The sequence below is a fragment of the Polaromonas sp. P5_D5 genome (assembly GCF_054049435.1).
Map to the genome: position 1 here is coordinate 451,395 of NZ_JBFUMJ010000003.1, position 13,464 is coordinate 464,858.

At 62.4% G+C, this 13,464-nt stretch carries 12 protein-coding genes; 11 read left to right on the forward strand and 1 reads right to left on the reverse strand.

Annotated features, from left to right (window positions below):
- Positions 1-67: 67 nt before the first annotated feature.
- From ACXJKE_RS14900 to ACXJKE_RS14930, 7 genes are all read left to right on the forward strand, one after another.
- Positions 68-997, forward strand: a complete 930-nt coding sequence (locus tag ACXJKE_RS14900; RefSeq protein WP_457281378.1) for a branched-chain amino acid ABC transporter permease — start codon at positions 68-70, stop codon at positions 995-997.
- A 25-nt stretch (positions 998-1,022) separates the two neighbouring features.
- Positions 1,023-2,099 (forward strand): branched-chain amino acid ABC transporter permease, encoded by a 1,077-nt coding sequence (locus ACXJKE_RS14905; RefSeq protein ID WP_457281379.1) that lies wholly within the window; start codon positions 1,023-1,025, stop codon positions 2,097-2,099.
- A 126-nt stretch (positions 2,100-2,225) separates the two neighbouring features.
- On the forward strand, positions 2,226-3,560 hold the full coding sequence (locus tag ACXJKE_RS14910; protein WP_457281380.1) for an ABC transporter substrate-binding protein: 1,335 nt from the start codon (positions 2,226-2,228) through the stop codon (positions 3,558-3,560).
- 182 nt (positions 3,561-3,742) lie between these two features.
- Entirely contained in the window at positions 3,743-4,552 is an 810-nt protein-coding gene (locus ACXJKE_RS14915; protein ID WP_457281381.1) for an ABC transporter ATP-binding protein, read from the forward strand.
- 131 nt (positions 4,553-4,683) lie between these two features.
- Complete coding sequence (locus ACXJKE_RS14920) at positions 4,684-5,943, forward strand: phenylacetate--CoA ligase family protein (protein WP_457281382.1); 1,260 nt, start codon at positions 4,684-4,686, stop codon at positions 5,941-5,943.
- A gap of 190 nt (positions 5,944-6,133) precedes the next feature.
- Positions 6,134-7,129, forward strand: a complete 996-nt coding sequence (locus ACXJKE_RS14925; protein WP_457281383.1) for a tripartite tricarboxylate transporter substrate-binding protein — start codon at positions 6,134-6,136, stop codon at positions 7,127-7,129.
- 231 nt (positions 7,130-7,360) lie between these two features.
- On the forward strand, positions 7,361-8,314 hold the full coding sequence (locus ACXJKE_RS14930; RefSeq protein ID WP_457281653.1) for a Bug family tripartite tricarboxylate transporter substrate binding protein: 954 nt from the start codon (positions 7,361-7,363) through the stop codon (positions 8,312-8,314).
- An 83-nt stretch (positions 8,315-8,397) separates the two neighbouring features.
- On the opposite strand, the gene ACXJKE_RS14935 is transcribed toward ACXJKE_RS14930, so the two are convergent.
- Positions 8,398-8,700: a DUF1840 domain-containing protein gene (locus ACXJKE_RS14935; protein ID WP_436156923.1), complete on the reverse strand. Its 303-nt coding sequence runs from the start codon at positions 8,698-8,700 to the stop codon at positions 8,398-8,400.
- A 140-nt stretch (positions 8,701-8,840) separates the two neighbouring features.
- Here ACXJKE_RS14935 and ACXJKE_RS14940 point away from each other — a divergent pair, with 140 nt between their 5' ends.
- From ACXJKE_RS14940 to ACXJKE_RS14955, 4 genes are all read left to right on the forward strand, one after another.
- Positions 8,841-9,590, forward strand: coding sequence for a 2OG-Fe dioxygenase family protein (locus ACXJKE_RS14940; RefSeq protein ID WP_457281384.1), 750 nt, complete (start codon positions 8,841-8,843; stop codon positions 9,588-9,590).
- 158 nt (positions 9,591-9,748) lie between these two features.
- A complete protein-coding gene (locus ACXJKE_RS14945) occupies positions 9,749-12,085 on the forward strand; it encodes a bifunctional salicylyl-CoA 5-hydroxylase/oxidoreductase (protein ID WP_457281385.1) in 2,337 nt (778 codons plus the stop codon).
- Positions 12,086-12,122: 37 nt separating this feature from the next.
- Positions 12,123-12,611 carry a MarR family winged helix-turn-helix transcriptional regulator gene (locus ACXJKE_RS14950; RefSeq protein ID WP_457281386.1) on the forward strand — a complete coding sequence of 163 codons (489 nt, stop codon included), beginning with the start codon at positions 12,123-12,125 and terminating at the stop codon, positions 12,609-12,611.
- Positions 12,608-13,462, forward strand: coding sequence for an enoyl-CoA hydratase family protein (locus ACXJKE_RS14955; protein WP_457281387.1), 855 nt, complete (start codon positions 12,608-12,610; stop codon positions 13,460-13,462). The genes ACXJKE_RS14950 and ACXJKE_RS14955 overlap by 4 nt, the downstream gene beginning before the upstream one ends.
- Positions 13,463-13,464: the final 2 nt, after the last annotated feature.

A 13,464-nucleotide genomic window follows, 5' to 3' on the forward strand; every position in this document is an offset into this window, starting at 1 on the left:
ACACCAAGATGAAACCACAGCGTTCCCCGCAACCCACGATGTCCCCATCCAGCGAAGGGAGCCAGTGATGGGTTCATTTTTAGAGACGATTATTGGCGGCCTGATGTCGGGCATGCTGTATTCGCTGGTCGCATTGGGCTTTGTGCTGATCTACAAAGCCTCGGGTGTCTTCAATTTCGCCCAGGGCGCGATGGTGCTGTTCGCGGCGCTGGCCATGGCGCGTTTTTCCGAGTGGATTCCGCAGTGGACGGGACTGGACAGCAAGTTCATCAACAATGCATTGGCCTTTGCAGTCGCGCTGGCCATCATGGTCGTGGTGGCCTGGTTGATTGAAAAGCTGGTGCTCAGCAAACTCGTGAACCAGGAAGGCGTCGCGCTGCTGATGGCGACGTTGGGCATTTCGTATTTCCTGGACGGCTTCGGCCAGACCATCTTTGGCTCCAGCATTTACAAGATTGACGTGGGCATGCCCAAGGATCCGATGTTCCTGCTGGAAGGTGTCTTCCAGGGTGGCCTGCTGGTGAACCAGGAAGACCTGGTCGCCGCGCTGATCGCCACCGCCCTGGTGGCGGCACTGGCCGCCTTCTTTCAGTACACCAGCACAGGCCGGGCCCTGCGCGCCGTAGCCGACGACCACCAGGCCGCGCAATCCATCGGCATTCCGCTCAACCGCATCTGGGTCATCGTCTGGAGCGTGGCGGGCTTCGTGGCCCTGGTGTCCGGCGTCATCTGGGGCAGCAAGCTGGGCGTGCAGTTTTCGCTGTCGGTGCTGGCGCTGAAGGCGCTGCCGCTGGTGATTTTGGGCGGCCTCACATCGGTGCCCGGCGCGATCGTCGGCGGCCTGATTCTGGGCGTTGGCGAAAAACTCGCCGAAGTGTTTCTCGGCCCTTACGTCGGCGGTGGCATCGAGATCTGGTTTGCCTATGTGCTGGCTTTGTGTGTCTTGCTGGTCCGGCCTCAGGGGCTGTTCGGCGAGAAGATCATTGACCGCGTCTGACGCCGTTTTTATCTAAAGAAAAATTATGTTTTACAGAGAAAACGGCCAGTTCAAAACCAACTACCGGGCTGACCAGCAGATCTTCCCAATCCTGCAGGACCGGATCGCCATCGGCTTGCTGTTGGCGTTCGCCTTCGTTGTCGTGCCATTGTTGGCCAGCGACTACCTGTTCCGCGCCATCCTGATTCCCTTCCTGATCTTTTCGCTGGCAGCCGTTGGGGTGAACATCCTGGTCGGCTATTGCGGACAGATCTCGCTGGGCTCGGGTGCCTTTATGGCGGTGGGGGCCTATGGCGCCTACAATTTCTTTGTGCGTATTCCCGGCATGCCGCTGATTCCAGCACTGATCCTGGGCGGCTTGTGTGCCATGCTGTTCGGCATCCTGTTCGGGCTGCCCAGCCTGCGCGTGAAAGGCCTGTACCTGGCGGTGACCACGCTGGCCGCGCAGTTCTTCAGCGACTGGATGTTTTTGCGCATCAAGTGGTTCACGATGGACACGCCTTCGGGTTCGGTGTCGGTCTCCAACCTGCAGGTGTTTGGACTGCCCATCGAAAGCGCGCTGAGCAAATACCTGTTTTGCCTGGCCATCGTGGTGGTGATCACCCTGCTGGCCAAAAACCTGGTGCGCAGCGCGATCGGCCGCGAGTGGATGGCCATTCGCGACATGGACGTGGCAGCCGCCGTGATCGGCATTCGCCCGATGTACGCCAAGCTCAGCGCCTTTGCAGTCAGCTCTTTCATCATCGGCATCGCTGGCGGCCTGTGGGCCTTTATTTACCTGGGCGCCTGGGAGCCCGCCGCGTTTTCAGTGGACTATTCCTTCCGCCTGCTGTTCATGGTGATCATCGGCGGCATGGGCGCGATCATGGGCAGCTTCTTCGGCGCGGCCTTCATCGTGGTGCTGCCCATCGTGCTGAGCCAGTTGCTGCCGGTACTGGCGGGTTGGCTGGGCATCTCGATCTCCACGGCGGGCATCTCGCATGCCGAACTGATGATTTTCGGTGGTTTGATCGTGTGGTTTTTGATTGTCGAGCCGCACGGGCTGGCCAAGCTGTGGGCCGTTGGAAAACAGAAATTGCGGCTATGGCCATTCCCCCACTGAAGCGTTCCGATGCGTCGGGCCTAGGGTTAAGAATTACTCGAAATCACCAATGCGCAATGGATTGTTAGGTCGTTTACTGAGGTGTCAGTTTTTTCGCGGTGTTTATAAATTTTCCAGGAGACAACAATGAAGATTCGTAACGTGATGTTGGCGGTGGCAATCCTCGCCACCGGCGCTTCGTCCCTCGTGGCGACCAGCGCATTCGCCCAGGCGAAAGAGCAGTTCTTTCCGGTGCTGTCCTACCGCACCGGGCCTTACGCGCCCAACGGTGTGCCCTGGGCCAACGGCTACGTGGACTACCTCAAGCTGGTCAATGCGCGCGGCGGCATCAACGGCGTGAAGATCTCGTTTGAAGAATGCGAGACCGGCTACGACACCGCGCGCAGTGTCGAATGCTACGAACGCCTGAAAGGCAAGAACGGCGGCGCCACGCTGGTGCAACCGCTGTCTACCGGTGCGACGTTTGCCATCACAGAAAAAGCCCCCGTCGACAAAATTCCGGTGGTGACCGTGGGCTATGGCCGCAGCGAGAGCGCAGACGGCTCCATCTTCAAATGGAACTTCCCGATTGCCGGCACCTACTGGGTCGCCGCCGACGCCATCCTCCAGGCCATCGCCAAGAAGGAAGGCGGCTTCGACAAGCTCAAGGGCAAACGCATTGCGCTGGTCTATCACGACTCGCCGTTCGGCAAAGAACCCATTCCGCTGATGCAGGAACGCGCCGCCATGCACGGCTTCACGCTGCAGCTGCTGCCCGTCACCGCGCCCGGTGTCGAGCAAAAAGCCACCTGGCTGCAGGTTCGCCAGTCGCGCCCAGACTACGTTGCACTGTGGGGCTGGGGCATCATGAACACCACCGCCATCAAGGAAGCGCAAGCCACCGGCTACCCACGCGAGAAGATGTACGGCGTGTGGTGGGCCGGCGCAGAGCCTGACGTGAAAGACGTGGCTGAAGGCGCCAAGGGCTACAACGCCGTGACCATGCAGCACGGCGCCGAGCCGAATTCCAAGCTGGCCAAAGACATGCTGACCCTGGTGCACGGCAAAGGCCAGGGCACAGGCCCCAAGGAAGAAGTCGGCCAGGTGCTTTACATGCGTGGCGCCATGAGCGCGATGCTGGGCGTGGAAGGTTTGCGCGCCGCGCAAGACCGTTTCGGCAAGGGAAAAATCATGACCGGCGAGCAAGTGCGCTGGGGCCTGGAAAACCTGAACCTGACGCAGGCCAAGCTGGATGCGCTGGGCTTTGCCGGCGTGATGCGGCCTATCAGCACCTCGTGCACCGACCACATGGGTTCGGCATGGGCGCGCATCCATACCTGGGATGGAAAGGAATGGAAATTTACCTCCGACTGGCTGCAGGCTGATGAGCAGGTGATCAAGCCCCTGGTCAAGTCCACCGCCGCCAAGTACGCCACCGAGAAAAAGCTGACGGCGCGCACACCCGCTGACTGCCAAAGCTAGGCTCCCCCCGTGGCGGCGCTCTGCGCCGCCTCCCCCTCAAGGGGCGGCACTGGTGGACCGGCAAAGCCGGATCCACGGTGCCCTTGCCTTGAAATCCTTCCGCCAGGCGGGAGGGGTGCGGCTCTCGCGAGCCGCCAACTGGAAGGCCTGCACGCAGGTCTTCCAATTGGTCAGGAAAAAATATGGACACACCTAACATCGTTCTCAATGTCAACGGCATCGAGGTTATCTACAACCACGTGATCCTGGTGCTCAAGGGCGTCTCGCTGCAAGTCCCGCAGGGCCGCATCGTGGCCATCCTGGGCGGCAACGGCGCGGGCAAGACCACCACACTGCGCGCGATTTCCAATCTGCTCAGGGGTGAGCGCGGCGAAGTCACCAAAGGCTCCATTGAGCTGCGCGGCGAGCGCATTGAAAACCTCTCGCCGGCCGACCTGGTGCAACGCGGCGTGGTGCAGGTGATGGAAGGGCGGCACTGCTTTGCCCACCTGACCATCGAGGAAAACCTGCTGACCGGCGCCTACACGCGCAGCAGCAAGGCCGAAGTGGCGGCCAACCTGGAGAAGGTCTACAACTATTTCCCGCGCCTGAAAACCCGGCGCACCTCGCAGGCGGCTTATACGTCTGGCGGTGAGCAGCAGATGTGCGCCATCGGCCGTGCGCTCATGGCCAGCCCTTCCATGGTGCTGCTGGACGAGCCCTCCATGGGCCTGGCGCCGCAGATCGTCGAAGAAGTCTTCAACATCGTGAAGGACCTGAACCAGAAGGAGCAGGTCACCTTCCTGCTGGCCGAGCAGAACACCAACATGGCACTCAAATATGCCGACTACGGCTACATCATGGAAAGCGGCCGCGTGGTGATGGATGGCGCGGCCAGCGACTTGGCCAATAACGAGGATGTCAAGGAGTTCTACCTTGGCGTGGGCGGCGGCGAGCGCAAGAGCTTCAAGGATGTGAAGAGCTACAAGCGCCGCAAACGGTGGCTGGCCTGAATGGCCCCCACGCTTGTCACTTCGTGTACTGCGCTGCCCCCCGAGGGGGCCGCTGCGCCTGCGGCCCGGCTAAGCCGGTTCCGCGGCCCCGGCTGGTTTAAGACCTCTCCTTGCCCAGGTTTTCTCCAAATATGACCACACATTACGACTCACTGGAAGTGCGAAGCCCTGCGGAACGCGAGGCGGCGCTGCTGACCGCCTTGCCGCAGCAGATTGCCCATGCCAAGACCCGGGCCCCCGCATTCACAGCCATCCTTAAAGACGTTGACGCCCAGGCCATCACATCACGTGCGGAACTGGCGCAATTGCCCGTCACGCGCAAGCATGAGTTGCTTGAGCGCCAGCAGGCCGAGCGCGCGCCCGGTGGCAGTGGCAATGCATTTGGCGGTTTCAGCGCCTTGCGCTACGGCGCGCATATGCCCCATGTTTTTGCCAGCCCTGGCACCATTTACGAGCCCGGCGGCAAGCGCAAGGACTACTGGCGCATGGCTAGGGCCTTGTATGCCGCCGGCTTTCGCGCCGGCCAGCTGATTCACAACAGTTTCAGCTACCACTTTGTGCCGGCGGGCTCCATGATGGAAACCGGCGCGCATGCCCTCGGTTGCACCGTGTTCCCGGGCGGCACCGGCCAGACGGAGCAGCAGGTACACGCCATGGCGGAACTCAGGCCGGCCGGCTACATCGGCACACCAAGCTTCCTGAAAATCATCATGGAGAAGGCCGCCGAAATGAAGGTGGAACTGCCGACCGTGACGCGGGCACTGGTTTCAGGCGAGGCGTTTCCCCCCAGCCTGCGCGACTGGCTGGGTGAGCGCGGCATTGCGGGCTACCAGTGCTATGCCTCGGCCGACCTGGGCCTGATTGCCTATGAAACCGAAGCGCGGGAAGGCCTGGTGCTGGATGAGGGCGTGATCGTGGAAATCGTGCGCCCTGGAACGGGTGACCCGGTGGCTGAGGGCGAAGTGGGAGAGCTGGTGGTGACCACCCTCAATCCCGGCTATCCGCTGATTCGCTTTGGTACGGGCGACCTTTCCGCCATCCTGGCGGGCACCTGCCCCACGGGACGCACCAATGCGCGCATCAAGGGCTGGATGGGACGAGCCGACCAGACCGTCAAGGTCCGCGGGATGTTTGTACACCCCGGACAGGTCGCCGATATCGCCCGGCGCTTTCCGGAAGTGATCAAGGCCAGGCTGGTCGTCAGCGGAGAGATGGCGAGCGACAACATGCATTTCCAGGTAGAAACCGCTTCCGCCCCGGATGGCCTGGACCAGCGTATCGGCGACGCCATCCGTGACGTCACCAAACTGCGTGGAACGGTCCAGCTAATGGCCCCGGGAAGTCTCCCCAACGACGGAAAGGTTATTGAGGATGCACGTAGTTACAAGTAGAGCCCCCAGCTTGTCGCTGCGCCTGCGGTCTGGCGAAGCCAGTCCCGCAGCCCCTGCTGGCCTGAACTCCCAAAGCCCGGGGTTGCGCGCTGCCCGCAAAGCGACCGGGGGCTAGCCCTTACGTAGTTCCCGCGATGTTTGCGCAGTAAGCGGACCGTAAACTTGGCGCGTTCATCACAAGGAGACGCTCATGAAACGCCTGTTAGTCCTCGCCGCTGCTGCAACGGCCATGTTTGCAGCCCACGCGCAAGCCCCCGCCTTCCCCGGCTCCAAGCCAGTCACTCTGGTGGTCCCATTCGCGGCCGGCGGCCCAACCGACCGTGTGGCACGCGACCTGGCCGAAGCCATGCGCAAAGCCATGGGCGGCAGTGCCAACTTCGTGGTGGAAAACGTCAACGGCGCCGGCGGCACCATCGGTGCGGCCAAGGTAGCCCGCGCAACACCCGATGGCCACACCCTGCTGGTGCACCACATCGGCATGGCGGCTGCGCCGGCCTTGTACCGCAAGCTGCCCTACAAGGTGCTGGACGACTTCGAGTTCCTGGGCATGATCAACGAAGTACCGATGACCATCATCGGCAAACCGCAGCTACCGGCCAACAACTACCGCGATTTCGAGAACTACATTCGCGCCAATGCCGGCAAACTCAACATCGCCCATGCCGGCCTGGGTTCCGCATCGCACCTCTGTGGCCTGATGTGGCAGGCAGCCATCAACGCCAAGGACGCGATGACCACCATCCCCTTCGGCGGTACAGCACCAGCCATGAATGCACTGGTGGGCGGACAGGTCGACATGATGTGTGACCAGACCACCAACACCACCGGCCAGATTGAAGCCGGCCGCGTCAAGGCGTTTGCGGTCACGACCGCCAAACCGCTGAAGAACAACAAGCTGCTCAAGGACTACCCGACGCTGCAGGAAATGGGCCTCAAAAACTTCGACCTGACGATCTGGCATGGCATGTACGCCCCCAAGGGAACGCCGCCGGCCGTGATGACCCAGCTCAACAACGCCCTGAAAGTGGCGCTCAAAGACCCCGACTTCATCAAGAAGCAGGAAGGCCTTGGCGCCGTGGTGGTGACCGACAAGCGCGTCGAACCTGCCGCCCACAAGGCTTTTGTATCGGCCGAGATCAACAAGCTCAAGCCCGTGATCGACGCCGCCGGCAAGTTCGCCGACTGATCCGTTGACCGTTTGATTGCCAGCCGCCCGGTTCACGCCGGGCGGCTTTTCTTTTTTTGGGTGGCTGGGTTGAAACCCTCTTGAAGCATGGACCCACGCACGCTATCTTCATGTGACCCCCGGCCGCGCCGGCCATCCCTGGAGCCCCTCTTGAACAACAACAGCAAGCCCTTTCTTTCCCGTCGCTACGGCGCTTTCCTGGCCACCGCGCTGACCGCCGTCGCCACCTTTATGGCCACGCCCTCCGCCTGGGCGCAAAGCGCCAGCTGGCCCACCAGGCCCGTCAAAATCGTCGTGCCCTTCGCGCCAGGCGGCACCACCGACATCCTGGCCCGCGCCATGGCACCTGAACTCTCCAAGGCATTCGGCCAGCCCTTTGTGGTTGAGAACCGTGCCGGTGCCGGCGGCAACATTGGCGCAGACGTGGTCGCCAAATCCACACCTGACGGCTACACCCTGCTGATGGGCACCGTGGGCACGCATGGCATCAACAAGTCGCTGTACAGCAAGATGGCCTACGACCCGCAAAAGGACTTCGCGCCCATCACGCTGGTCGCGGGCGTACCCAACGTGATGGTGGTGAATACCGAAAAGGCGAAAGCCGCCGGCATCAACAATGTCACGGACTTCATACGCGCGGCCAAAGCCAAGCCCGGCACTTTCAACATGGCCTCCAGCGGCAACGGCACGTCCATCCACCTGGCGGGTGAACTGTTCAAGACCATGAGCGGCACTTACATGACCCATTTCCCCTATAGCGGCTCCGGCCCGGCACTGCTGGCGCTTGTGGGTGGCGACATGGATGTGATGTTCGACAACCTGCCGTCTTCCATGCAGCTCATCAAGTCCGGCAAGCTCAAAGCCCTGGCCGTGACGAGCTCAGAACGCTCAGCCGCCCTGCCTGACGTCCCCACCATAGAACAGGCCGGCGGCCCGGCCATGAAAGGTTTCGACGCGAGCTCCTGGTTCGGCCTGCTTGCCCCCGCCGGCACGCCGCCCGACATCGTGAATCGCATCCAGCAGGAAACCGCCAAGGCGCTGGGCACGCCTGCGATGAAAGAAAAACTGCTGGCCCAGGGTGCGATTCCGAGCGGCAATACGCCGGCACAGTTCACGGCTTTTATTAACGCCGAACACAAGAAGTGGGCGCAGGTGGTGAAGGCTTCGGGGGCGAAGGTGGACTGAGTGCATATCAACTCACCACGCAAAAAGCCCTGTCACCAGGGCTTTTTTAATATGGCTCGGCGCGACCGCTGGCCCTGCTGAGCCTAAACGCCCCAAACCACCTCATGCCCCGACTTCAGGTTGCGCTGCAGCATGTCAATAAAAGGCACGGCGCGCTGGCGCAGGCCCAGGCCGTCGCCTGGGACGACGCCGTCTTCGGCATTGGCGTCGTGGGCTTCTTCATGCGCGATCGCTGCCTGCAGGGCGGCTATCGCGGCGGGCATTTGCTCGGGCAGGATGATGCCTTTGGGGGCGGGGTCTTTGCCGATGATTTCGAGGACCTTGCGGCCGTTGGCTTCGAGCATGATCACATCGCCGGCGTCTTTTGATTTGAATTTGTAAAGCATGGATGCTCCTCTAGTTGGACAGACAGGCCATTATGGAAAGTTTTCGGACGCGTGTATGTAGGCAGGTTTCACCTGTTGCGGCCTCGGGGTTCCGGCTGCGGCCGCCGGGCCGGCCGCGCGGCTCAAGCAAAATAGGGCCCATGTTCAATATCGCCACTGTCCCCAAGTCGGCTCGCCAGGCTCTCAGCCAGGATGGGCTGAGCCTGCTCAACCCTGCCGAGCTGACGGCCACGCTGGAACTGCCGACGCCGGCATGGACATCAGGCTGGCAGGCGCTGACAGACTCCTGGAACCGCTTGCCGCCTGACGCCCATCTGAAGGACGGCGGCCACTACCGCAAGCGCCGCCATTCCTGCTTCGTCCAGGAACTGGCCACAGGCACGCTCACGCAAACCCCGCATCGCGCCCACTGGCAACCCACCGATTACAACGCCCTGCACGGCGGCTTCGAGCGCTGGTTCGACCCGGTCGAGCCAGCGGTAGCTACAGCCCAGGCGTGGACGGACCTGCTGGCCAACCTGGGCAAGCTGTTTGCGCAAGTACAGCCCGCCGGGCGCTGGCATATTGAAGCGCACCAGTTCCGCATCGACACCGCGGGCGGCGTAGGCCGGCCCACGCCGGAAGGCGCACACCGCGACGGCGTGGACTTTGTGGTGGTGATGATGGTGGGGCGCCACGGCGTGAAGGGCGGCGAGACCCGGGTGTTTGACGCCAACGGCCCGCACGGCGTGCGTTTTGTGATGCAGGAGCCGCTGACAGCGCTGCTGCTGGACGACGCACGGGTGATTCACGAAACCACGCCCATACTGCCGGCAGACGATCGGACCGGCGGCGGTTTTCGGGATACGCTGGTGCTCACTTACCGGGCAGCTGGCTTTCAGGCACCCTGATATGCGGTTGGTGCGGCAGCCGTAAATACCCCCGCGGCCTCTACCCGCTGCAGTAACACCCGTTTTCCGGTGTTGCGGAAAACACCGGAAAACCCGCTTGACGGATTTAGTTTAAACCTAAACAATTAAGGTCAAATTAATCCAGAGAGTACGCATTCATGCACATTCTTTGCCTGGGCGGTGGTCCCGCAGGCTTGTATTTCGCCCTGCTGATGAAGCTGCAAAACCCGGCGCATCAGGTGACGGTGGTCGAGCGCAACCGGCCTTTTGACACCTTCGGCTGGGGCGTGGTGCTGTCGGACCAGACGCTGGGCAACCTGCGCGTGGCCGACCCGGTCAGCGCGCAACTGATCGGCGACGCTTTCAACCACTGGGATGACGTGGAGGTGTTTTTCAAGGGGCGCTCGGTGCGCTCCGGCGGCCACGGTTTTTGCGGCATCGGCCGCAAGCGTCTGCTCAACATCCTGCAGGAGCGCTGCATCGCGCTAGGCGTGGACCTGGTGTTCGAAACCGACGTGCAGGACGACCAGGCTATCGCTGCGCAATACAACGCCGACGTGGTGATCGCCAGCGACGGTCTGAACAGCCGCATCCGCAACCGGTATGCGGAGACCTTCAAGCCCGACGTCGAGCTGCGCGCCTGCCGTTTTGTCTGGCTGGGCACGCACAAGACGTTCGACGCCTTCACCTTTGCCTTCGAGCAGACTGAGCATGGCTGGTTCGCCGCGCATGCCTACAAGTTTGACGAGAACACTTCGACCTTTATCGTCGAGACACCCGAGGCCGTGTGGAAGGCGCACGGCCTGGACCAGATGAGCCAGGAAGACGGCATCGCATTTTGTGAACGTCTGTTTGCTAAATACCTGGACGGCAACCCGCTGATGAACAACGCGACGCACGTGCGCGGCTCGGCCATCTGGATACGTTTCCCGCGTGTGGTATGCGAGCGATGGGTACATGAGGTCGCCATCAATGGCAAGCAGGTGCCGATTGTGTTGATGGGCGATGCGGCGCACACGGCGCATTTCTCGATTGGCAGCGGGACCAAGCTGGCACTGGAAGACGCGATTGAGCTGACCAACTGCTTTGCCCAGCACGGTGATGCCACCGCGGCGCTGCAGGCTTATGAAGCGCTGCGCTCGGTCGAGGTGCTGAAGATACAAAACGCGGCGCGCAACTCGACCGAGTGGTTCGAGAATGTGGACCGCTACAGCGGCATGGAAGCCGAGCAGTTCTTTTATTCGCTGCTCACACGCTCGCAGCGCATCAGCCACGAGAACCTGCGTGTGCGCGATGCCGCCTGGCTGCAGGGCTATGAGCAATGGTTGGCTAAAAGCAGCGCACCGCATGCGCCGCCGCCCATGCTGCTGCCTTTGAAGACCCGCGAACTGAATCTGAAGAACCGCATCGTCGTTTCTCCCATGGCTACCTACAGCGCGGTAGACGGCGTGCCGCAGGACTTCCATCTGGTGCACCTTGGCGCACGCGCGCTGGGCGGCGCTGCACTGGTGTTTGTGGAAATGACCGCGCCATGCGCAGAGGGCCGCATCACCCCCGGCTGCCCGGGCCTCTGGAACGAGACGCAAGCCAAGGCGTTCAAACGCATCGTGGATTTTGTGCACGCCTCGGGCGCTGGCGCCAGGATTGGCATGCAGCTCGGCCACAGCGGCCCCAAGGGCTCGACACAAGTCGGCTGGGAGCAACCCGATGAGCCGCTCGCCACCGGCAACTGGCCGCTGCTGGCGGCCAGCGCCGTGGCTTACGGCCCCACCAACCAGGTGCCGAAAGCCATGACGCGCGCCGACATGGACCGCGTCAAGGCGGAGTTCGTGCAGTCCACGCATTACGCAGCCGAAGCGGGCTTTGACTGGCTGGAACTGCATTGCGCGCACGGCTACCTGCTGTCGAGCTTTATCACGCCGCTGACCAACCAGCGCACGGACGACTACGGCGGCAGCCTGGAAAACCGCTGCCGCTTTCCGCTGGAAGTGTTTGCCGCCATGCGTGAAGTGTGGCCGGCGCATCTGCCGATGAGCGTGCGCATTTCGGCGCACGACTGGGCGCCGGGCGGTAACACGGCGGATGACGCTGTGGCCATCGCCCGGATGTTCAAGTCAGCAGGGTGCGACTTCATCGACGTCTCGTCGGGCCAGACCACGCGCGCGGCCAGGCCGGTTTACGGCCGCATGTACCAGACGCCGTTTGCCGACCGCATCCGCAACGAGGTGGGCATAAAGACCATCGCCGTGGGCGCGATCTCGGAAGTCGACCATGTCAACAGCATCATCGCCGCCGGCCGTGCCGACCTGTGCGCCATTGCCCGGCCGCACCTGGCTGACCCCGCCTGGACGCTGCACGAGGCCGCCAGGCTGCAAAGCCGGCATGTGGACTGGCCTCTGCCCTACCTGAGCGGGCGCGACCAGCTCTACCGTGAACTCTCAAAGAAAAAAGAGCTTGTAGCCCAGGAAGAACGGGCGCAAGCAGCTATCAAATAGATAGCGCCAACGAATTACACCATCAAGGAGACAAGCCATGGACATGGAAGCAAGAGGGCACAGCGAACACCCCGAGGCCTTGCGGCTCTGGCTGCGCATGCTGACCTGCACGCAGCTGGTCGAGAAGCAGGTGCGTACCCAATTGCGCGAGCAGTTCGACACCACCTTGCCGCGCTTTGACCTGATGGCGCAACTTGAGCGCAGCCCGGAAGGGCTGAAGATGAACGAGCTGTCGCGCCGCATGATGGTGACCGGCGGCAACGTGACGGGCATTACCGACCAGCTGGTGAACGAAGGACTGGTGGAGCGTGTGGACGTGGAGGGCGACCGCCGGGCCTACCGCGTGCGCCTGACCCCCCGAGGACGAAAGCTGTTCGACGAAATGGCAAACGAGCATGAAGCCTGGATCGTCGCGGCCTTTGAGGCTTTGTCACCGCGCGAGGTGGAGTCCCTGCACAAACTGCTGGGCAAGGTCAAGCAACACCACAACGCCCTGCTGGCTGACAGCAAACTGGAAACGACATGAAGCACTACATCAAGCTGGGTAACCCCATGCACGCGCAGTTCGATGCGCTGGCCCATCACCAGGCCGAACACTTCGCCTATTCGTTCGACGCAGGCGTGGCAACGCTGACCCTCAATCGCCCCGAGCGCAAGAACCCGCTGACGTTTGACTCCTACGCAGAGCTGCGCGACCTGTTTCGCACGCTGAACAGCGCGACTGACGTGAAGGCCGTGGTCATCACCGGCGCCGGCGGCAACTTCTGTTCGGGCGGCGATGTGCACGAGATCATCGGTCCACTGACAAAAATGACCATGCCCGAACTGCTGGAGTTCACGCGGATGACGGGCGACCTGATCAAGGCCATGCGCCTGTGCCCGCAGCCTATCATCGCGGCGATTGACGGCATTTGCGCCGGCGCCGGTGCCATGATGGCGCTGGCCGCCGACATGCGGCTGGGCACGGCCCAGGCGAAGACGGCGTTCCTCTTCACGCGCGTCGGCCTGGCCGGTGCCGACATGGGCGCCTGCGCGTTGCTGCCGCGCCTGATCGGACAGGGGCGGGCATCGGAACTGCTGTTTACCGGCAGATCCATGAGCGCGCAGGAAGGCTTGCAGTGGGGCTTCTTCAACGCGCTGCACGAGCCGCAAGATGTGCTGGCGCAGGCGCAAAAGCTGGCGCAAGAGCTGGCCGACGGCCCGACCTTTGCGCACGGCATGACCAAAACCATGCTGCACCAGGAATGGGCCATGACGCTGGACCAGGCCATAGAAGCCGAAGCGCAGGCCCAGGCCATCTGCATGCAGACGCAAGACTTCACACGGGCGTACGAGGCCTTTTCAGCCAAACAGAAACCAGTGTTCCGCGGCGACTGAGC